13 protein-coding genes are annotated in these 19,866 nt (G+C 48.1%); 4 read left to right on the top strand and 9 right to left on the bottom strand.

Annotated features, from left to right (window positions below):
- Positions 1-367: 367 nt before the first annotated feature.
- The 4 genes from OPIT5_00080 to OPIT5_00095 all read right to left on the bottom strand — a co-directional run bounded on the left by OPIT5_00080 (position 368) and on the right by OPIT5_00095 (position 4,433).
- Positions 368-580 (bottom strand): hypothetical protein, encoded by a 213-nt coding sequence (locus OPIT5_00080; GenBank protein ID AHF94966.1) that lies wholly within the window; start codon positions 578-580, stop codon positions 368-370.
- Between the two features lie 1,351 nt (positions 581-1,931).
- Positions 1,932-2,057, bottom strand: coding sequence for a hypothetical protein (locus OPIT5_00085; GenBank protein ID AHF94967.1), 126 nt, complete (start codon positions 2,055-2,057; stop codon positions 1,932-1,934).
- Positions 2,058-2,994: 937 nt separating this feature from the next.
- On the bottom strand, positions 2,995-3,180 hold the full coding sequence (locus tag OPIT5_00090) for a hypothetical protein (GenBank protein AHF94968.1): 186 nt from the start codon (positions 3,178-3,180) through the stop codon (positions 2,995-2,997).
- An 875-nt stretch (positions 3,181-4,055) separates the two neighbouring features.
- Entirely contained in the window at positions 4,056-4,433 is a 378-nt protein-coding gene (locus tag OPIT5_00095) for a hypothetical protein (GenBank protein AHF94969.1), read from the bottom strand.
- 1,730 nt (positions 4,434-6,163) lie between these two features.
- Here OPIT5_00095 and OPIT5_00105 point away from each other — a divergent pair.
- The 4 genes from OPIT5_00105 to OPIT5_00120 all read left to right on the top strand — a co-directional run bounded on the left by OPIT5_00105 (position 6,164) and on the right by OPIT5_00120 (position 10,922).
- Entirely contained in the window at positions 6,164-6,709 is a 546-nt protein-coding gene (locus OPIT5_00105) for a hypothetical protein (protein AHF94970.1), read from the top strand.
- A gap of 82 nt (positions 6,710-6,791) precedes the next feature.
- Positions 6,792-7,172: a hypothetical protein gene (locus tag OPIT5_00110; GenBank protein ID AHF94971.1), complete on the top strand. Its 381-nt coding sequence runs from the start codon at positions 6,792-6,794 to the stop codon at positions 7,170-7,172.
- Between the two features lie 498 nt (positions 7,173-7,670).
- Positions 7,671-9,122 (top strand): hypothetical protein, encoded by a 1,452-nt coding sequence (locus OPIT5_00115; GenBank protein ID AHF94972.1) that lies wholly within the window; start codon positions 7,671-7,673, stop codon positions 9,120-9,122.
- Between the two features lie 111 nt (positions 9,123-9,233).
- A complete protein-coding gene (locus OPIT5_00120) occupies positions 9,234-10,922 on the top strand; it encodes an ABC transporter (GenBank protein ID AHF94973.1) in 1,689 nt (562 codons plus the stop codon).
- A gap of 2,458 nt (positions 10,923-13,380) precedes the next feature.
- On the opposite strand, the gene OPIT5_00125 is transcribed toward OPIT5_00120, so the two are convergent.
- The 5 genes from OPIT5_00125 to OPIT5_00145 form a co-directional block, all read right to left on the bottom strand.
- Positions 13,381-13,494 (bottom strand): hypothetical protein, encoded by a 114-nt coding sequence (locus tag OPIT5_00125; GenBank protein ID AHF94974.1) that lies wholly within the window; start codon positions 13,492-13,494, stop codon positions 13,381-13,383.
- 648 nt (positions 13,495-14,142) lie between these two features.
- Positions 14,143-14,271 carry a hypothetical protein gene (locus tag OPIT5_00130; GenBank protein ID AHF94975.1) on the bottom strand — a complete coding sequence of 43 codons (129 nt, stop codon included), beginning with the start codon at positions 14,269-14,271 and terminating at the stop codon, positions 14,143-14,145.
- Positions 14,272-16,915: 2,644 nt separating this feature from the next.
- A complete protein-coding gene (locus tag OPIT5_00135) occupies positions 16,916-17,749 on the bottom strand; it encodes a hypothetical protein (protein AHF94976.1) in 834 nt (277 codons plus the stop codon).
- A 110-nt stretch (positions 17,750-17,859) separates the two neighbouring features.
- A complete protein-coding gene (locus OPIT5_00140) occupies positions 17,860-18,183 on the bottom strand; it encodes a hypothetical protein (protein ID AHF94977.1) in 324 nt (107 codons plus the stop codon).
- An 892-nt stretch (positions 18,184-19,075) separates the two neighbouring features.
- The gene (locus OPIT5_00145; protein ID AHF94978.1) at positions 19,076-19,393 is read right to left on the bottom strand and encodes a hypothetical protein; all 318 of its coding nucleotides are present in this window, start codon (positions 19,391-19,393) and stop codon (positions 19,076-19,078) included.
- Between the last annotated feature and the right edge of the window lie 473 nt (positions 19,394-19,866).

Below are 19,866 nucleotides of genomic sequence, written 5' to 3' on the forward strand. Positions count from 1 at the left end.
AAGTACTGGTTCGTGGTGAACAACACGAATATTCCGATGAGCACGAAAACTGGTTTTCTTATTCTTGCAATGGCAGGGGCAGCTCACCTTCTCCTCCCTTCCCAAGGAATCGCAGATGACTGCGATCCGTGTACCGCTAATCCTTCGTTACCGGAATGTGATCCCTGTAATGAAAACCCGGAAGCCCCCGGTTGCGGAAATCCCAACAATCCCCCCAACGGCGGGGATTCCATGCTCCTGGAAACCTTTGATTCAATGAACGAGGACTCCATCACCGATTAAATTTAGAGTAGGAATAATTTCCGGTGAAGGAAATCACATGATTTACAAGACATATCAAATATCATGACAACTAACTGCAAAATAATCATCCAAGCGATATCTTTTTTGGCAGGTCTATTTCTTTTATGCCAAACTGGAAACACACAAGTGTCCTATGATGACACGAGCTTTTCATGTAGCTCACAAGGTTGCCCAAGTTGCTCAACAGCGGAAGATATAGCCGTATCATATAATGTATGGCGTAGTGCGCCTCAAATATATGCGGAAGGTCCTCGATTGGTGCCCTGTACTCCACCATTCGACGAGAATGGCAACCCGGTATATGCAATCGAATATGTCAGGTTAATGAGCGAAGTTAGTATATCGTACGAATTATTTATACGATATTGCAATCCCAATCCCAATGTGACATGTCCTGCTTGCGAGGAATGGCCCAAAACACAGTGTCGAACGATGGGTGATCCAGACACTCAATATTGGGAAGTCATAGTTGATTCTTCGCCATGTGCCGGATATGTTTCACCTGAAGATACAGATCTAGAGATAATAGAGGCCTGATAATCGGAGGAAGAGGGGTTCAAAAAATGAAAGCATTACTGATTACGGCTCTACTAATCCATTTCCCGATGCTTCAATTGCATAGTGCAGAATTCTCTGCGGGAGTAAAAGGAAGCCCCTCTTCGCTCTCTAATGAAGTAACTTATTTAGAGACTTTGGAGCGATATATACATGGTTCAGGCCAGTCATATATCTGTCAAGAACTGTATGCCAATGGGAAATTGGATCGTATCGCCATTATTGATATAAAAAACAAAATAATAACATACAAGAGAGGTGACCTAATATTTAGTTTGAACTCGATTGGCGAAGCCCTACTCCGTACTTCGGATTCAAAGGGCTGGACAAAAGTGTCCCCTAGGCGTATTGATGCGATCAAAGTACAAGTTACAGAAATCCTTGCCTCAGCTACTGTCTATGGTGAGCTATCAAAGGATATGAGCGAGCTTGAATTGTTGATTCAAAGGACCGCCCAGAAAGGCAACGTTGAGGCACTCCCGGCGATGGTCATGCAACAAGAGAAAATTAAAAGAATTATAGCGGGGGAGTCAGGCGAATGGAAATGGTCTACCTATGATATTGGAAAATTTGGACTTATTCGCCAAAAATTGACATCGATTAATCTTAAAAATCAATCGCTCCATTTCGAAATAAAAAACAGATCGATCGATGAAAGCGAAGTGAATACCATCTTGCCGATCGCACTTAATGCAGCAAGTACAGATTTCGAGTCAGAAGGGAAAGTCCTTCCGGAAATATTCATAAATGGTGGTTATGCATGGGATAAGATTATTGAAGAAATTCCTGACGGTATTGATTCAAATGTGCCTACACGCGGATTCAAGCTTCAGAAACGGAGTGGTGCCTATTATGTGTATTCAGTAATAAAAGGCTCTTCGGCCGCCAAGGCCGGACTCCACTCGGGGCTGCGGCTAGAAAAGATCGGAGACACTCCCATCAACGGTTTAAGCGCTGAACAAATTAAAACATTATTGGCATCACCTTTAAATTCTACATTTACATTCGCGGATAAGGAAAGCTCCAGGAATATTGATATTCCATTGTCACCACTTGATGTTCTTTCCCGATAATTATATTATATGATTATAGTGGGCCGACTCACGTTGCAAGTTGTTGCCATATTGTTGGCAGCAGTTCTTTTGGCGGAAGGATATAGACGACTCCACGGCGAAGATGATCATTATCGGATAGAACATTGGTCGATCAAAGAAGTGGGCCCGATATCGGCAATGAATAATATGTCAGATTGGCTGATTTTGGATGCGAGGCGTGAAGATGCTTATATGAAGGGCCACATAGACGGAGCAATGTTGTTTGGGGAGTATAATTGGGATGAACAATTGGGCATATTTCTGCAACTCTGGAAGCCAGAGAAACCTATTCTTATATATTGTGATGGACAGCAATGCGATGCGAGTAAAAGAATGGCTTTACGATTGTTAAAAGATTTACCCGATATAAAGGTTTTTGTTCTTGAAGGGGGGTACCCTGCTTGGGTTAGTAGCCAGCTCGAATCGATTTCTGGTGAAAATAATGGCATATTGTGATGATTAGTGGGGATCTTTCGTCGAGGCTGGTATCGAGTTCAGATCGATAAAAAGATTCCGACGATGTTGATCCGATAAGGCGTAAATTGATATTAGTTGATAATTGTTTTACTGTGGCATACTCTGGGTGTGTTTCCTGATATTTTCTCCATTAATAAAATCTGGCCATCCGGGAAGGTATACCCCAGCACCGCCAACTATTTCGACCTGCATATCCTCCCGTTTTCTGGCGATGCTTTCCCATTCATCTAACCGAGTCGCCCGATTTAGTGAGTCACTTATGTAAACCCGGATTCGCGTAGGGTTCATTTTCGCAATCCATGCTATAACTTCCGGTAGACATACAGTATTGAAGAAAACCACCTCCCCTGGTTCTGCCGGGATCTCAGGTAGTATGGCGGTTACTACCCATATTGCTGCCTTAGGATCAACAACCGAAGCAGGCCCCTCCAGAATAATATCTGCCGTAATCGAGGATTCCTTTATCAGCCTCCGTATATCTTGTCCCCACCGTTCACCGAGTATCATCGGCTCCGGTTGATAAAAAACAACTCGCGGTGTTCCTGTACCGATGATAATTCTTGTTTTACCTGCTAAACTTAATGGCTCTCTTCGCATCATCCAGCCTGCTAGATGCAGTCCAGCCAACGCCAGAAGGCCGATGCTGGTCGCGCTCACCCATCCGCGCCATGATGGTAAAGACCGATATCCCCATCGGTACATCAATGCCACTACCAACCAAAGTGCTGGCAAAGTCCAGAGCGGCCCCCATCTGGCCGTTGAGCTGAAAATCGCTGCGACAAAAAATGTCGTCCACACTCCCGCCGCTGTTTCAAGAACTCCGACTTGTACCAGCTTGGAACGATTTTCCTTGTTCCTCTGAAATGATGGCGTACTCGCACCGCATAACAGCCAGAATAATGTCGCCCACGCCAGTATGTAGCCAATCCTCGCAGTCATGCCATGCTCGACCAGCCAATTCAGGTGATAATTGATCAACGACAGGTATCCTCGCGGATCCTCTTCCGCCTGATACCATTGAACGTATGCATTTGCCGCATTACCCTTGCCCCAACCCCCCGGGGCATCCCAGAGCATGGCGAGACCTGCCGACCACAAATCGGCACGTGAACTATCACCAAGCCCGAACCGGTACAGGGTCCGGTTTGAAAAACTATAGATGACAAGTACCGAGAGTACACATGCGGCCAAAATCCATCTGAAATATTTCTGTTTACTACCGCGGGCATTGGCTAACGAAAAATTTTGTATTTTATCACTCCGATCTTGGTGCAGCAGTCGCCGCTTCCAGCACCACCACACCCACACAAGGCCGGCGATCGCAGCTAGCACGCCCCCTCGCGAACGGGTTGCCAGCAAGAGAAATCCTCCGATCAATATCCATATCCAGCCGATTGCTTGGGCCCACCAGGGGCGATAGAAAAACCATATAGTGCCTGAAACAAGCAGGCATGCCAGAAGAGCTGCGCCAATATTCGCACTCCCCGGCCCAAGCTGCAAAAAGTCCAGACGGCGCTCAAATAACCATGAGGGCAATGTACTCATATTCCTGAAAATATACTTCTATCCGGCAAGGCGTACCTTCCCCTGTATTTTGCCAGTTCTCATGTATAACTCGGCGTTTTTTTACTGAATCAGAGTTCCCCATATTTTAGCGATTTCTAGCGTGGGCAATGCCGTCTGGTAACGACCCTGTATCATGTGTGCCTTGCTGGCCGGAACGGCTTCTTGGTTGAGCCAGTCCCCGATGTAAGGTGGCCGTCGTAAAAGTTCATGGATATCTCCTCTGCGCGACGGCTGATTGTCACGGTAGTCAGGCAAATAGCGCAGGGCATAATCAAAGAAGGCAAAACCCAGCCGGTCAATCTGTGGACTAGAAGAGTGCCCCAAGGCTTCGCCCACCTTGTAGACGATCGAATATCCGTTTTCCAGGCCTTCATAGTAAAATCGCTGTGAGGCCCGATAACCGTATTCCCGCTCCCCGGTCGTGAGCAGCCATATCATGCTTTTCCCGGATTGGCCGGGCTTGTCGTAAGAACTATTTACATGAATATGGATTGCAGAAAAATACTGAGGCTTGCGCAATGCCAGTCGGTGAGCAGTTTGTGCCCCTCCGGAAAAACCATGCAGTAAATAATCACGTTCAGGAATGCCATATTCGCGAACTAGCCGTCTTATCCCCTTTTCCCACTCTTTCGCGGCCGTATCAAATTTTTCGCTCCATCGGGTATCGGCTTTTTCGTCCATCTCGTCGTTGCTCACGCCTGTTGTATAGAATTTGAGCCGATTCCAGCTCAGTAAGGCCAAGCCGTTGCGATCAGCATAGCGAGTATAGGCGTTATCCCCGGCGACGAGTGAATGAATTGAGTCGGGCTTATCGTACCAGCGAAGCGTGCAAAACACGCCTCGTACCTTGTCCGGTCCGGTGGCAGGATTACCTTTCTTCCATCCCGGCGGAAGACGCAGGGAAAAATAAATCCAGGATCTGGTTCCCCGTTCGAATGTTACCGGTTGCTTCAAATCGAATACACGCTCTTCTTGGCTTTTTGCCGGCGATGCCGGTACTGAAAGTAGAATGATTATAGTGAAGGATATACACAACCTGAAGCAGCAGGAAGAGGGACCAGAATTTCTCATACTTCGACGCTTTTAGTGGGAGGGTTTAGTGGCAAAATGGTCCCTTACATATTATTTCGTCTTTATCATCACGGATGATGAATATCTTTCCATATTTTTGCCACATCGGGGTTTGGTAGCCAAACCGTAAGTGCCGGCTGTAATAGCAGGTCATTTTCCTCAACGGGAGTTAGCAACTCGGCATCGAAAAATAGGGGATTTTGCGTTTTGGTCGTAAGCACCGTATCAAAAAATGTCTGTGTAAATCTCTCCAAAGTCCGACTTCGCATGTGTCCGGTATTTTTGAGGCTCAACCAAATCCACGGTGCGTCTTTCCGTCGCCCCTGCTGGAAGTAAGCGAACGTTGGCCCATATCGCTCGCTATCGAACTCACCACAGGCCACAATGCCAGGCGGCCCATTTCCCGCCTCTCCGGGTGATGGCCAGAATGAGGCCGACTGGGCTGACCATGCCAGAACGCGCTCAGGTTGCCACCGGACAAAATGACTGATGAACATTGCGCCACCCGAGAACCCAAATAGCAACAACTTCGGTTCACCGTTTTGTGAGGAGCCGATGCTACTATTGTTGGTGCGTCTTGACGGCTCCGCCTCGTAAATCTCGGCGATTCCTTGCAGTAGTATCTTCCCTGCCCCTTGCTCTGCATAATAATATCCCTTGCCCGGCCTAGCATACAATTTTTCCATAGGTGACGAAAATGATAGGGCGACCAACCCCAGATCATGCGCCCGCGCAAATTCCACCCACGGTTTTTCGCTCACCAAGCCCATGCCTGAACCATTCATGCCAGGACAAAGTACCACTACGCCATTCTTGGCAGGCAAGGTGTCCTCATACCACAAGGCCGCTCGGGTCATGTGGGAGTCAGGTTTCAAATTCGGTAACTGCCACTCTTTTACCTCAGCGAATGCGGGTATAACGAAAGCAAAAAGCAGAAATAGTTGTTTAGTAATAGTTTGCATAAATAGTAACGCGATGCCATGATATGCAACAGAATCCATTCGATCTACTGACAATTTGATCATTCATATTTTTCCCGTGATTCCAATCCTAGAATTGACCTGTCTGCTTCCTTGAAGCAGATTTTTCACGCTTCCATGTCCGTTCCGAAACCAGAAGACCACGATGGGACAATGATAACTTCCTCCGAGCCCGGTAATCAGCCACGCGGTTCCGAATGCCATATTGCCAAGCTGTTTCCTCGGATCATTTCTGCCCTTTGCAGATTCGGACTAGCCGGTGTTTTCCTCTGGTCAGGCTTCGCCAAGGTCAGCGAACCTGCGGCGTTTCTCGCCAGTATCGAAGGGTTCCGGATATTGCCCTATCACTGGGCCTGGCTGACCTCGCTCCTCCTGCCGTGGCTGGAAATCACCACGGCGCTTGCACTTCTTGCCGGACGAAGCTGGACGCGGGCCGGAGCGCTTCTGGCAGCACTCATGCTGCTCGGCTTCATGGTGGCAGTCGGTTCTGCGTGGATACGCGGCCTTGAAATAAACTGCGGGTGTTTCGGCCAGTCTGACGACCCCACCAGCTATCCGTGGATTCTATCCCGTAATTTTCTCCTGCTCACAGCAGGATTGCTTGTATTTGCGGGTACCGAATTCAGTCCGAAGGAGAAACAGAATGAAATGCAAAATCCGTAGGTTTCGATTCAGGATTACCTTGCCGGGATACCGCTTCCCCGATGATATCAACACGCTTTTTCCAACCGGAAACTGATTTTTCATGAATGCCAACCCGCGCTCCAAATTGTTCAAGCTCTGGATTCCTTTCGGGATTCTGCTGCTGGTCGCCATCTGTTTTTTTGCATGGCATGCGTTTGCTCCGTCCCTGCCCCCCTTACCCGTGGAAACCTATGTTTCGCGTGCTCGCGGGTTGGCGGGCAACCGTTACGAGCTGCGTGGACGTATCGAAAGGCAACTCGAAGCCATGCCTGATGGCGGCCGCATCATCCTCGTCCGTGATCTCGCGACACACCGTGCCCTGCCATTCCTTGACGCGGGAAAATCCCCCGGTTTTTACCCTGAACCTGGACAGTTGTATGCTCTCTCTGTCGAGGTCGATACTGACGGTATTCTTAATCTGACCGGCTTTCGCAAACTCTGAATTTTTCATACCATGAGTCCTCATTCCGTTATCGAGACAGCAAGACGCTCTTTGATCTGCGTATCGTTCATCGTTCTTGCAATCAGCCCTCTCTCGGGTCAAAATGAACCCTCTTCCGGACTATCACCTGCACCCGACGAAGCCAACAATGCCGGAACACGTGCATCCCGCAGGAGTGAGCCTCCATCACCTTCGTCAGGTTCTCCTGGAGGCATCAAACTGCTTGAGGCATACGATCCCACGACCGGCAACTTCACTTGGCAGGGACGTTCGTTTTCCATCGGTGATACCAAGGCTGCACAATCCCGCTTCGAACGCTTCCTAACCACTCCGCCTGCCGATGGCGAAGCCGATCTTGTCTACAACAAGACACTGGAGGAGATCACGCTGACTCTCCAAGGACGTAAGGGGGGCACACTTGACCAGCGTGTGGCCCAAGGCTGGCGGTTGCTCTACCGTGCAGCCGACTACGAAGGCGATTCCCGTCTATGCGAAACGTTGGGAAATATTCTCATTTCCCACTGGCAAACGAATGAACGTATCCGCGACATTTTGCAAGAAAACCGACAACTTGAAAAGAAACGTGAGGCGGCTGAAGCCAATATCACTCGCACCCGGGATTGGGATCGCAATGTGGTGCTCGACAACATTCGCAACAACACCTCCGCCTCCGGCACACCGCCTCAACGCGACTACGCAGCCGATCCTTTTCAGAAGCGGCTGGAAGAGGCCGAACGTAACATTGATGAAAATCGAAAGCTCGAAACCACTTCCCGGCTCAACCAGAAACTCGAATTCCAAGGGATGATTTTCCAGTTCTTCGCCCAGCGGCGGTTCCAGCATGTTCTCATCGCACTGGATTTTTATCGTTACCTTTTTCCGGGGGAACAGGGAGATCTTGAAGCCGCCGAAGGTATGAAGCGTCAGCTTCTGGGCAACATGGATGTGCGGATCACGACCTCTGCTGTCGAGGCAATGACCCGGGAAGCGATACGTGAGGTCGAAGTCGGTGCACAGTCAGTCAACCATCTCTTAGAGCGAGGCCAGACTTGGGGGGCTATGCAACGACTCTCGGAAGTATTTCATCTCGGCGAGTTTTTGCCTGTCGTAAAAACATTCCCGCTCGAACAGAAGGAAAAGGTCAGTGATGCCGCAGGTATTCTTGCCCGCCTGAATACCGCCCTTGAAGCAAAAGATCTCGAACAGGCCGAACTGCTTCTTGCTGAAGCCGCGAAGCAATTGCCCGATTTCGATTCTGTAAAACCGCGTGCTTTTATTATCACTACAAAACAGGCCAGTAACCTCGCCCTGCAAAAGGCCGCGATGGCGGCCAAACAGGGTAACAACCAAGATGCCGAAGCGGCGCTGCGGCAGGCAATGGAAGTATGGCCTGCCAATCCGGGAATCGCCCGTTTTTCCAACTTGCTGGAAACTCGCTCTGACGCGCAGACGATGGCATCGGTGGATTTCGACCGCCTGCTGGCTGCAAGCGAGTACCGCGCCATTTTTAATGACCGGTTCCGCTTTGCCGCCGCGCTTCATAATGACGAGACCCGGAATAAACAGTTTCTTGATGTCATGCGTCGTCTGGAAATGGTGGAGACTGCCATTGCCCAAGCGTCCGAACTGGAGCGCACACGCAATACGGCCGGCGCGTGGGAAGTGATCGAACGAGCTTGGAAGTCCAATCCCGATGACCTACGCATCAACAAGGCTCGTGGGGAACTTGCCGTGAAGGCTTCAGCTTTTGCATCGCTTATTTCCAAGGCGGAAAGCGACGAGCAACAAGGGCAACTGGCCAACGCGCTGCTTGCCTACCTCGATGCTCGGGAAAAGTATCCGGCCAGCTTTTTTGCTGACGAGGGCATCGCCCGTCTCTGCAAGGAGATCCTTCGTCGCAAGGCAGGTGCAAATGCACAGTCCAAGGATGATGTCGCGGCATCATTGTAAATCCGGCACCCATGTCTGTCTGACCCTGAGCCGACACCGCATAGCCAGCAAGGTGTCTGCATGCATCACTTCAATCACTTACGCAAACAGCGTTTCCAGCCACTCTTTGTTATGCTCTCCGCACGCAGCCTCACCGTCACTGCCCCCGGCAATACTTCCCGCATTCTGTTGCGGAACATCAACGCCGATTTTGCACCTGACGGGCTGCATGCCATTATCGGCCCATCCGGTTGCGGGAAGACCACGCTGGTCAAGGCGTTGTTAGGCATTTTCCCAAGTACGGATGGACTGGTGAGCTTTGAAGACCATCCGGTAAACACCAACGATGATCTTGTTGGTCGTATTGGTTTCGCCCCACAGTTCAGCATCGCCAATCCACGCCTTACCGTAGCGGAAACCCTCGCAGGTACACTCGATCTTTTTGTCACCAATGGCCGCCTGAAAAAGGAGCGGCGCGAGGCAATCTTGGAAACCACGGGACTCATGTCGGTGCGGGACACGCTCGCCGGAGATCTGTCAGGCGGTCAGCTTCGCCGTCTCGGTCTCGCTCTTGAGCTTGTCAATAATCCTTCATGGCTTGTGTGTGACGAAGTCACGTCCGGTCTCGACCCGAAATCGGAGGATCATATCCTGTCTGTACTGCGAACCCTTGCCGACCACGATGGCAAAACCTTCCTCTGCATCATCCATAATCTTTCGAAACTGCCGCTCTTTGACCGGATCACGACTCTCTTTCAGGGGGAGGTTGTTTTTCAGGGAGACTTCAATGGATTCTTGCAACACTTCGAGATAACGGACCCCCTGCATCTTTATGACAGGCTGAATGCCCAACCGGTAGAATACTGGCGGGAAAAATGGCGTGGCGAAACGGGGGGGGCATCGGTACAAGCTCACACACTTCATCGCCCGGACGTGGACTCCGCAGCGTGGCAAAGGGTATCTAGTCGTCCAGGACTGATTTCGCAGATCTTGACTTTACTCTCCCGGCGCTGGCGGTTGTTTTGCCGGGATCGGGGTGCGCTCGGCCTGCTCGCCGGCATCACCTTTGGGTTTCCCGTGCTGGTGGCGATTTTTTCGCTCGGAGGCTTGCCGCAGATCAACGGACTCATCTTGGACTCACTTGGCAGTTTTATTGAGGGTTTGCAGGAAAACCTTCGTTACCAGCGGGAGGCTGCACAGGCGGCCAATCTCGTCGTCGGCCTGATCCTGTTTCAGGTAATCCTTCTCGGCTTGACAGGAGCCAACAACGGCGCTCGCGAAATCGCATCGGAGCGTCGGGTTTTTGAAAAGGAGCGTATGAACGGCCTGCGCCCGGCAGCTTATGCTTGGTCAAAGGTAATCTTTTTTTCGCTACTAGCCGCGGCCCAAGGTTTGTGGATGGCGGCATTCGTGAAGGGTGTGTGTCGGTTCCCGGGGGATTGGTCCGTCCAGCTCGTGATTCTCGCTGCGTCATGTATTTCCATGACACTGGTAAGCCTGGCGATTTCGGCCATGTCACACTCAGCAGAAAAAGCCTCGTTTGTCTCGGTGTTTCTTGTCGGCCTGCAACTCCCGCTTTCAGGCGTCGTCTTGGCATTACCCTCTTATCTACTCTGGGTTTGCCGTCCTTTTATCAACGCCTTTTGGGCATGGGCCGGTTACCTCAACGCTATGAACCACACTCGTTTTTACGACGCATTCAGACTCAATAATGACCGCTGGCTTCCTGGGTCAGGGTTTGCACTATCCATGCTTGGTGTCCAGGCCATCGCCGCCGTTGCTATTCTGTTCTACGGCTGTCGCGCTCGCCGAATCTGCTAGGGCCGTATCTTGTTAATGGATACGGACTATTAGGGGAAACAAGTAAGGAACAGGATAGGGGATGCGCAGGAAGAAGAAGATATGGGACGGGCATCCGATATCCCCAGCGATTCTCTGAGTGATCACTCATGTGCCGAAATAGTGGATACAGAAGAGTTCAAGGTTTTTTACTGCTACGAACAAAACTACCTCGCTTCATTTTCACACAACTTCACGCAGTATCGGATTCAGAGAGGGCAATTCCCAACGTATATCCGTGAATATGCTTGCGAAAAGAAGAAATCCTGCCAAGGAAGGAGTTCCTTATGAGAAATATAATTCAGCTTCGTTATCTTTTTCTTATTGCTCTGGGATTCTTTTTAGCATCCCTTACGGTTACTGCCAACGATTGTCAAACCTGCGAACAACAGACACCGGGCCAATGTGACCCGAACGATCCCAGTAATCCAGGCGACACGATACCTGAAGCCTTAATGGTCGACTAAACTTCAAAGTCGATGCAGATGAAATGGCCAATGAAACATACCATCCTGGTCATTTTGATGGTCGTTGCTTTTGGAAATCAAAAGCAGATGTATGGCCAAGCTGATTTTACGTTTCGTGTTCAACCACACGAATTAGGATCAAGCGATAAATACGGTTACGGAGTCTGGGATACAGAGATCGGAACTGTACAGATTGAAGACTTCAATATTCCGGTCCGGGTGTATTTTTCTACTGATCCTCGATTACCTGAAGGGTTATTAGGAAACGGATGGTCCATGCCATTGATGGAATCCCGGTTGGTTGAGCAGGGACAGAATGAACTACGCTGGCATAGGCCTGATCGTCGTATTTGGCAATTCGGAATTAAACGTGTTGGTAGGGAAGGCAATTCATCCGCGGATACAGTCACATATGAAACTACAAATTCGCGCTGGATGGCAATTCGCCAGAAAGGGACGCGAAGATATACCCTGAAGGATACTGAAACAGGTATTGAACTCATCTATAATGAGGGGTGCTTGGAAAAATTGAATTTCCCTCGTGGGGGAAGCTATTCAATTTCGTATAATTCAGCACGAAGGCCATTACGATTAACCAGAGTTTCAATATCAAAAGTGTTATTGGAGATACAATATGGTGGAGGGAGCGTCGCGGACAAGATAATTATAGACAGGAAATCAATCTCATTGGATTTGGCGCGACAGGAATTGCAGAATTTTGGGACGAATCCTTTGTTGCAGTGGATTGATTATGGTAATATAAATGAAAACATATCAATTTCATATAGGCACACGGAGAAGAACGTTAATCGAATTGAATTTGGCAAGGGTCTTGATCCTTCCGTAAAAGATTATCTTGAGTGGAATGCAACCAATGGATTCATTCTTCGGGATAATAATGCATCATACGTTATAAAAAATGACAGTCTATCTGTTAATGGCACCTCCTTGGAAACATCCAATAAAAATGTATCAAGAAAAGAGGAGGGGACAGATAAGAAGAATGTCGGCCCTTTATTGACAAATTACAATTGGAAACCAACCAATGCTGAGATTACTCGCGTGGGTCCAAATGGGAGGAAGGAATACCACTATTATGATCAGAATAAGGGTACTCTAACTCAAATAACACAAGACGGAATAAAGACTGTGACTACGTACCTGCTCACGCCAGGCCCGATGATGAAGAAAGTTAGGAAAGTCGAGAAGTTCGAGAACGGAAAGCTAGTTGCATTGGTGCGTAGTGCATACGATGAAACCGGGAGAAAAGTTAGAGAGATCGATGCGGCAGGAAATATTGCGGTGTGGGATTATAATCAGGCTGACGGGGCAGTTTCAAAATTTGTAAATGGAAACTTGGCTGAAATCTTGACATATAATAATAAAATGCTGATTGCACAGAAAACATTTCGAAATGGAAAAGTAATCGAACGCATATTCAAGAGGGGCGAAAAGGGTACTATTGTTGAGAATTTTGAGGATGGAGTGATTAAGTGGAGAGAAGAGTATAGAGAGGGAGGCACCCTAAAGCGCCGTGAACAAAATCAAGGAAACTATATAGTGGAATACGATGACAGGGGAAGGGAGTCCAGAATCATAATTAACGGAGTTCTTCAGTCAGAGAGACAGTATGATGTGTATGGCTTGTGGGAGAGAATTCTTGTGTATGATGAGGGATCTTCTGTGCCTAATCGTACATTTACTCGTGAACTTGATAAGTTTGGGAAATTGGTATCTGAAAATGTAACGGAACATCAACAAAATGACAAATAAAAATGTAATAAATAGTAAGTCGCTGGCGTATTTTATAATGGCATGTTTGGCGACCGCGGGTATAGGTGATAATGCCTATGGTTCGTGCAGTGAAACTCCGGGCCAACTGACCATTGATGTCTCGGGCGCGTCAGCATCATCAACAACAGATGATTATTATGTTGTAAATATACCGCCAGAGGGCGGCCAATCATCTACGGTTATTTTTGTTGCTGGAGGAAGTACACCTTGTCCAACTTCATCGGAAGAATGCAAATGCGAAGCACAAAACACAAGTGCCCCGCCAGAACCAGATGGTAATGTAACTTACACATTTTCAAATACCAAAGGTTCAGTGGATAGCCAGAATCCGGACACCTTAAAATGGGTGGTATCCTCTTCTGAGACTCCTGGAGAGTATTCGTTCAGAGTAACAAAGGCTTCGCAAAAATATAAATCCTGCCCCGAAGGGCATACTGGCGGTGTAACAGCACCAAAGGATAATACACAAAGCAGTGTTTTAGTAAAAGTTTTGGCCGTGAAGCTATCTTCACAGACGTATGAATCAACACCCTCTGATAGAACCCGTTCGAAATTAGGTGTCGGAGAGAAGGTGACGGTGAACATTCTTCCAAGTGGCACTTCGGGATCATGGTCTGTAAGCGGAGGGAGTAGTAATGGATCGGTGTCCCCATCATCAGGTTCAAGTACCACTTTTACTGCCCCTGTTAGCGCAGGTTCGGCAAACGTCCAATGCAGTATCCACGGGGTAACATTAAGCAAAAGCTTTACGATTCATGAGCCTGCTTCGGTAACTGCCGCGATCACATCAACGACTTCTGTCCCTAATTTGCCAGTTCTCGGTCCTGGGGAACAAGGAGTTGGAATGAGATTGCTCTTAACGTTCCAACCAATAGACGTATCTTTTGCGAACGTCCAGTTTAGGGAGGTTTCTGGCCCAGCTACAAATATCGAGGGATACTTTATCCCCTATACAGCATCCCTTTATCATACTGCGCAGGATTGGGCAAAAATAACATCTTCCAATACTCTTGGCGATGCTGCCGGGTTTTATGGATATCCGTCACCTTGGGCGTATGGAAAATATACATGGAATATTCCTGTTCGATGGAGGGTATTGGGTGAGACTACTGAAAAAACAAATATTTCTAACTTTGTCCAAGTCTGCTCAATTGCAAATTCGACAGGAGCCTCGACAGTGGCAAAACTAGGTAATTCACATACCCGAACACCATGAGCAATCTAGGCAAAACCCGCATTAGTATTATCTTCTCGTTCATTTTGATCTGGGTTCAATGCCTCAAGGCATCGGATTCCTCAAGTCTCAAAAACGATAAGCAATTGACTCCTGATAGTGTTCAAATTGAGTATACGCAATTAACTGATTCATTGGATACTATCATTCAAAAATCAGATTTGTCTTATAAAGACATTTCAGGTGTTCGGGAGAAGCTACGATTGTTTTTTGCTGTGAATGACGTTGATCATCCTGAATTGTCCGCCCAAATATTGACTAGACAATCTAAACTGACGTCAAAGTTAATTGATAGTATTGTAACATCACAGAAAGAGTCGGAATATTCTAAAGCGGTATTCCCATTGATTGGCCTATTTCTTGAGAAAATCAGAAAAGATTATATACCAAACTATGTGGAAAAGGAGGTGTTGCTCAACGTCCCGATACCAACGGGTGTCACAGGATTTCCGGGTATGGACCCAAAGAGCATTTCAAATCCTGTATTACGAGCCCAATATGAAACCAAGATTGCTGAAAATACGGCTAACGCATTTGCAAATACCCGACAATTTTTAATCAGAAGAGCAATTCAACAACATTCGTTAGAATTGAAGGCAATTCAGGGACTAGATAGGTATATTGACATCAGCAGTGACCCTTGGCGGTCTTTTCTTATTCAAAACATAATAGATATAAAGTAATTATGAGAACACAAACAACTAGCAATGCATTCAGCATGGTATCGATTCTATTGGTGGTTTGTTTTTTGGAATTGAATACCATTGTTTATTCACAATCAACAGGTGGAGGATTAACGTTCAATTGCGAGTCACAATCTTGTCCATCTTGCTCTGATACAGAGGACCTAGCGCATCATATCGATTATTGGTATAGTGACTACCAAGTTGAAGATACTTTTCTGAGAGTTGAACCCTGTGATCCTCCTACTGACAGCAACGGAAATCCCAACGTTTCTATCAAACAGATCGAACTTCGTACAAATTTTACTATTTCATACACAGCATGGATAAGGTATTGCCATCCAAAGCCAGATGTCCCCTGTCCAGCCTGTGATTCATGGCCAAAGACTCAATGCGGCAACGCTTCTGATCCTACTCAGGCTTGGTGGGAGGTTATTATTTCCGAAATTCCATGTACTCCTACTTGGGATATGAGCGAGCCTGTCCTTGTTTAACTTAATCCCCATTATTGTTGATGAGAAGATTGCGCACTAATTAAGCCCCGATTTGTATCATATGATTACGCATATCAAGGTTGGCGTTTTCCTTTGGCTCACATTTTCAGCGCCATTGCTGTTGTGTAATTCTGCACCTTCCGGAGAAGATGTCCATTCGCCACCGGTTGAACATGCCCTTTTCCAAAGCATATACAATCTCCCCAAGGGATTAGCGACTCCATTCATTTACCAAGAGCTATCTGTTAATGATGAAATTAAGCGTTTTTCTATTATCGATCTTAAGAACATGATTATCACCTATCAAATTGATGACATGATCTTTAGTTACAATTCTGAAGGGAACGGCATAGTTCGAACGTTAAAGTCCAAGGTGTGGACAAAGGTTTCTGGAACAAATCAAAAGACGATTGAAAGAGATGTAAACGCAATTCTAAATACGATGTCGGTTTTCGGTGAACTATCGAACGACTTGGGAGAATTCAATCGGCATATTCAAAAGATTGCGATGGAAGGTAATGTTGCAGCACTTCCGGCAATGATCACTCAGCAGGAACTTCTTAAAAAAATCATTTCTGGCCAACCAGGCCACTGGAAGGGGTACGATTACGATATTGGCAGTGATGGGATTATAACGAATAGGGCAATCACCTTAAATACAAATAAGGGACCCTACAAGCTACGAACCACAAACCGATTTGTTTCTGAAGATGATGTGAGGGTAATTCAACCATATGCAATAGAAGTTGCTCAATCTGATTTCAGTTCATTGGGAAGGAGCATTCCCCGCCTATTTTATAACGGGGGCTATGCGTGGGATTTGATAGTTGAAGATATCCCGGCGAACATTGATGGGAGTCGTTTGTTACGAGGTTTTCGTGTTCAAGAACGAGATGGCATATTTTATGTTTATTCAGTAATCAGAAATTCTTCGGCAGCTAAAGCCGGTATTCACTCCGGTTTAACGTTAGTGAGAATCGGTAACACCGATGTTAATGGGATGACAATTGGTCAGATCATTGCCCTCTTGGCGTCTTCTGATGTCACCGAATTTACTTTTTCAGACGGTTCAAAAGAATTCATCCGAGAAATTCCCTTATCCTCAGCTAAATAACGGCGTCTTGGATACTATCCTGTCCTCATTTGGATATTTTTAACATTCTCTTTATCGATCTTCCTGAAAATTTTGCCACTTCGATTGGGAACTCGCGCACCATTAACCCTACGCACCGCGATACGCCGACAAGATACATTTCCACCAACGCTTCATCCACGCTGCTTTCCCTCTTCCGGCATCGCTCGATTATCGTCGTTTCAGCCACCATGCGCCGGCCAGTTTGATGCGTCGGTGGAGGATGTGACGGTTGCCGCTTTCGATCATGCCGGAGCCGAGCGGGAGGCCGGCGCGCAGGGCGGCGGGATAATCGAGCTGGTCGAGGCGGTTTTGGAGGTAGCGCAAGGCGCAGCGAGCCGGGGCGAGTTCATCAGGGAAGCCGGGCGGCTCCTGACGATGCCGGAGGGCGTCAAGCACCTTGCCGGCATTTCCGTTTTTGAGGTGATCGCGGTGGGTCTGCACCGTTTCCCGCTGACCGGGCCAGACGGCAGCCAGGTAGTCGCAGACGTGAAACAGGTCCAGCAGGTAGCTTGCATCCGGTCCGAAGCGTCGCAGGCACTGGTCGGCGATCCATACCGCGCCGTCGCCGACACCATGCACCCGGCTGTTGAGTCCGCGACCGGCCGCCCGCGCGGTGTTTTCCCACAGGTCCCCGGCCGACTCGACCCCGTTCATCGTGGCCGCATAGCAGGCCCGGGCCGAGTCCTTGCCCCGGGCGGCCACCAGACGCAGTTCCCGCCAGTCGGTCCGGCGATACCGGCGCCGGTCCGCCCCGGCCGGCGCGCCGGCCGTCGACACAGTCGGCACCATGCACCCGTCGGCCTCGGCCACCAGCACCTCCACTCCCCGGCACGGCAGGGCGCGCGAAGGCGCCGGCGTCTGTTCGGCCATCCGCCGGGCGTGCTCCAGCGTGGTGCTGCGCACCCGGTGCACGCTCACCTCCACCCCGTAATGCTCCCGGAACTTCTCCGCTGCCTGCGCAAACGCATCGTCGGCTCCAAAATCGGTGAGCGCTCGCTGCACCCTCCTCGAACTGCCACGCGGCCTCACCCCGGCCTGCCGGCAAAACGGCCGCTCTATCCGCCCGTCGCACCACCACACCTGCTCGCAGATCTCGATCCACCCGAATCCTGTCAGCCACCGGACTTTTTTTTCCTGTGCCGGTGCACCTTCCGGCCTCCCGGCTCCGGCGCACCGGCCGCCATCCGCCGCGCACACCCTCCCATCGTCTCCTGCCCGAGCTGGCGCACCATCTGCGCCACCCGCTCCTCCACCTCGTCGAGCCTGCCTGCTCCTTCTCCGGCTTGCTCCAGCTCCTCTACTATCCGCTCCATCTGTCCGTAGACTTCCGGATACTCCCTCAACCTCTCCTCCAGCGTCTTCCCCGTCTTGCTTTCCATCCCTCTCTCCTGCCATCCTCTCTCCCCTTTATCCAGGTTTATCCATCCCCTCTCCATCACTTCCGATTACACCCATCGCGTGGGTCAAATCTCAATGGATGCTGACAATTGAGTTTGGGTGTTTGTTTTGGGTGGATCACATGTAGCAAACAATACCCCTCATATGGGCAGATTTTCTGTTCCTACCGGATAATACAGTGTAAAAAAAATTTTAACTCTTTGCCTTCTGCTGAGGTTATTAGTACTGGGAAATTCTCATATTTGAGAGTATCTGTGGTGAGAGGTGTCACCTCAATTTCATAAAGAGCGTTTGGTGAAATTTCCTTGGTGGTGAAACTAAAGAAGGAGCTCTCGAAGGTTGGCTGAATGATTGAAACAGATGGTTCATTTACAGTTACTCTAATAACCTTAGTGGTCAGGGCTTTCTTCGCTTGCCATAGAACAACTGCTGGCTTAATTGTTAGCGGCTGTTTGGTTTTGACATGAACCTTCAAGCGGTCAGTGATTGTTGTGGTAGAACCATCCTTCAGAATTTGTCCTTTAACCTCAATATTTACGACCGCCTTTTCCTCATTACTCGAATAAGATGCTTTAATGTCCCCTGACTCCCCGGGCCCAAATTTCTTGTTTTCTAGTGTTAATACTGTACAACCACAACTTGCCGTAATTGGACCGATTTCGACATCATGTCCAGTGTCATTATGAAAAGTTAGGGAGAAAACTGTTCTATCATTTCCATACAGGTGTTCGATTTCGATTTCGTCTTTTTCCCATTTCAGGGTATTTGCAGCAAATCCCAAGGATGTGAATATATGAAATAAACATAGAACTGTATGAATTCGATTGAACATTGTGAGTAGTGGATTGGATGTAGCACCGGAGGGAAATCGCGGTTCAGTCTTCTCCGGCTCTGGAAGTGTTTAGTGAGAATTGTTGGATATGCGTTGTTCTATGGCTCAAGAGTATAGGAAGTTTCGTGATTTATGAATTTGGTTATTTTCTGCTCACTATCTAAAAATTGGGTCCACTTCTTTTTCCCATCGCGATAGAATTCAATATATTGGCCATTATTGATCGGATTATATTTATATTCATCAATACCGGCAAGGGTGAATACCTTTTTCGTTCTAAGCTGCCCACTAATGTATTCATTGCTTTCGATTAGCTTCCCGTCTTGGAATACACGTACCAAACCAGCCAATTCGCCCGTTCTTCTTTCATAATCCCAGACCTTAATAGAACCTGCGGGATTGATATACCTAATCATTCGACCAAATTCATCGTACGCTCTACGGGAAACACTTATTTGGCCATCTTGATCTGTCGTCTCAATTTTACGGATTTTCCCGTAAGATGGGCCTTGAGCTAGTATATGGAATGTTTTCCGCTGAATCCCATTGGGGAGTATTTTTGTTTCCACTCCCTTGTTCCTGTCATAACTACTATATTCCCGCTTACCATCGTTTCGAATCCGTGTAATTGAGGCATCTTCTGCGTCCCAATTAAACTTAGGAATCTGGCTTATGTTCACGGATTTCTTGTCAGAATTAACTGGTGTTTCAAATAACATCAGGCTTGAATTATCAATTTTATATTCGCTATCTTTATCTTTCACCAAAAAACCACTTTTCGAATCCCATTGAACAAAATTTGAAGATTCTGGTAATCCGATAACCTGAAAATCTGCCCTGTTATTGTTTTGATCTTGCTGCCTATATGAAATATTAATTTGCGGTTGAG

The organism is Opitutaceae bacterium TAV5 (genome assembly GCA_000242935.3).
Classification (GTDB): domain Bacteria; phylum Verrucomicrobiota; class Verrucomicrobiia; order Opitutales; family Opitutaceae; genus Geminisphaera.

Excerpts from the sequence above, each read along its gene's own strand:
- OPIT5_00110 (AHF94971.1), top strand. The coding sequence starts at position 6,792 with ATGAATGCCAACCCGCGCTCCAAATTGTTCAAGCTCTGGATTCCTTTC.
- OPIT5_00080 (AHF94966.1), bottom strand. The coding sequence starts at position 580 with ATGGTGGAGTACAGGGCACCAATCGAGGACCTTCCGCATATATTTGAG.
- OPIT5_00090 (AHF94968.1), bottom strand. The coding sequence starts at position 3,180 with ATGGGGGCCGCTCTGGACTTTGCCAGCACTTTGGTTGGTAGTGGCATT.
- OPIT5_00095 (AHF94969.1), bottom strand. The coding sequence starts at position 4,433 with ATGATATGGCTGCTCACGACCGGGGAGCGGGAATACGGTTATCGGGCC.
- OPIT5_00085 (AHF94967.1), bottom strand. The coding sequence starts at position 2,057 with ATGTTCTATCCGATAATGATCATCTTCGCCGTGGAGTCGTCTATATCC.
- OPIT5_00130 (AHF94975.1), bottom strand. The coding sequence starts at position 14,271 with ATGTATATTTTCCATACGCCCAAGGTGACGGATATCCATAAAACCCGG.
- OPIT5_00145 (AHF94978.1), bottom strand. The coding sequence starts at position 19,393 with ATGATTAGGTATATCAATCCCGCAGGTTCTATTAAGGTCTGGGATTAT.
- OPIT5_00125 (AHF94974.1), bottom strand. The coding sequence starts at position 13,494 with ATGTGTAAGTTACATTACCATCTGGTTCTGGCGGGGCACTTGTGTTTT.
- OPIT5_00120 (AHF94973.1), top strand. The coding sequence starts at position 9,234 with ATGCTCTCCGCACGCAGCCTCACCGTCACTGCCCCCGGCAATACTTCC.
- OPIT5_00140 (AHF94977.1), bottom strand. The coding sequence starts at position 18,183 with ATGGAGAGGGGATGGATAAACCTGGATAAAGGGGAGAGAGGATGGCAG.
- OPIT5_00105 (AHF94970.1), top strand. The coding sequence starts at position 6,164 with ATGTCCGTTCCGAAACCAGAAGACCACGATGGGACAATGATAACTTCC.